Genomic DNA, 1,825 nt, shown 5'->3' with positions numbered 1-1,825 from the left:
GGCGGTGGAGGTGGTCGGGACGCCGCCGCCGGAGGCGGCACAGGTGCGCCAGGTGCTGGCACGTTTCGGCGTGCGGCCGGGGGCCTGGAAAGGCCAGATCGACCCGGGCCGGGTCGAGGACGGGCTTCTTCGCGTGCTGCCGGATCTTGCGTGGGCCGAGGTACAGGTCGTGGGCAGCGTGGCGCGGGTGGAGGTGCGGCCCCGGCGGGATGAACAGCGCCGGGATCTGGCTCCCGGTGACGTGGTGGCCGCGGTGGACGGACTCGTCACCCAGGTCATCCCGGCCGCAGGGTGGCCTGTGGTGCAGCCCGGTGACGTGGTGCGCCGAGGACAGGTCCTCATCAGCGGGCGGCCGCCCCTTTCGGCACCGCCGGACGCCCGCCCCGTTCGGGCGGCAGGGGTGGTCTACGCCCGGATTTGGGCCGAGGGGTTCGCGGAGACGGGGCTGGAGATGCGCCTCGATCGCCCCTCCGGACGCCTGGCGTGGGGTATATTGGTGACGGCGGGTCCGTGGCAGATGCGGTTGGGGGCGGTGGAGCCGCCGTTTCGCCGCTTCCGGACGGAGGTGATCCACCGCCGGCCGCCCGGGCCCCTCACGGTCCTGCCGCTTTCGTGGGATCGCATCGTGCACGAGGAACTGGAATCCCAGGTCTTTCCTCTCGACGTGCAGGGGGCGCGTCGGATCGCCGAAGAACGCGCCCTGGAGCAGGCGGCCTCGGCCCTCGGCCTCTCTCCGGACGTGCTGGAGCGCCGGGTGAACACCTGGGAGGAGGAGACGGGCGGCGGCCAGCGGCTGATCCGGAGCCGGGCCGTCATCGAGGCGGTTCAGAATATTGCGACGTTCTTGCCGTACCCGGAGCCGTCTCCTTCACCTGCTCCCCCGTCACCGTCCCCCTGAAAGGGTGCGGCGCAGGCGCCGGCCCCCGGCACACTGGTCTTCCCGGTCGGGCCGCACTATACTGGACATGAATTTGGGGGCGAACGGGGGTCCAGGTGGTTGCGAGCCCTATCGGGGAGCAGAGGTGGCACGGGGGAGGCGGGCCGTAGTCCGGCATCTGGCAGCGCAGCGCCCGAATGGGCGCCTGCGCGGCGGGAATGGGGCACCAAGACCCTGGCCGGCCGCCTCGCGTCGTCCCTCAAAGCCCCCTGGCTGCGATCCCTCACGCACCCGGTCGCGGTGGTCGTTGCCACGTGGGGTCTCCTTGTCGTCCTGTTTGTGCCCGCCGTCACACAGCCGGCCGTTCACGTGGTACCGGGCCAGGTCAGCCCCGTTGAGGTCACGGCGCCGCGTACCATCGAGAACCGGTACCGGACGGCCCAGCTCCAGGACGAAGCGGTCAAGGAGGTGCTGCGCCGGGCGGCGGAGGACCCGGCCAACTACTCCATCGACCCGACGGCATCCGTACAGGCCGGCGATCGCGTGCGCCAGGCCATGTCGGTCCTCCGGGCGGAGCGCGCAAAGCTCTGGGGCACGGAGAACGGCGGCGGTGGGAGCAGCAGCGACGGTGCCAATGGTAGCAAGCCCGTCAAGCCCCCTTCGTCAACCGCGGTAGCCAACCGCGCCGGCGAGGTGCGCCAGCTCATCCTGGCGCAAGCCAATCTGGTGGTCCCTTCCTCGGCGGTCCAGGCCGCGCTGCGGCTTTCCCCCGGGTCTTTCGACCAGGCGGCGGACGCCGCCCCGGCCGTGGTCGAGCGGGTCATGGGTTCCACGCGCATCGGGCCGGACGGGGTGGGCGAAGCGCGGGCACGCTTGGCGGCCGAGGTGGACCGGCTCAACGTCCCGGACGATGCAAAGGCTTTGGCGACGGCGTTTGCCTCGGCGGCA

The 1,825-nt window shown here is 71.9% G+C and carries 2 protein-coding genes; both read left to right on the top strand.

The window, feature by feature from the left end; genetic code table 11:
* Positions 1-898 (top strand): sporulation protein YqfD (locus AB1609_22865; protein MEW6049276.1); only part of this gene is annotated, 898 nt, incomplete at its 5' end.
* 99 nt (positions 899-997) lie between these two features.
* Positions 998-1,825 (top strand): hypothetical protein (locus AB1609_22860; protein ID MEW6049275.1); only part of this gene is annotated, 828 nt, incomplete at its 3' end.

Source organism: Bacillota bacterium (genome assembly GCA_040754675.1).
Lineage (GTDB): Bacteria > Bacillota > Limnochordia > Limnochordales > Geochordaceae > Geochorda.
This window is presented reverse-complemented; position numbering and strand designations above follow the sequence as displayed.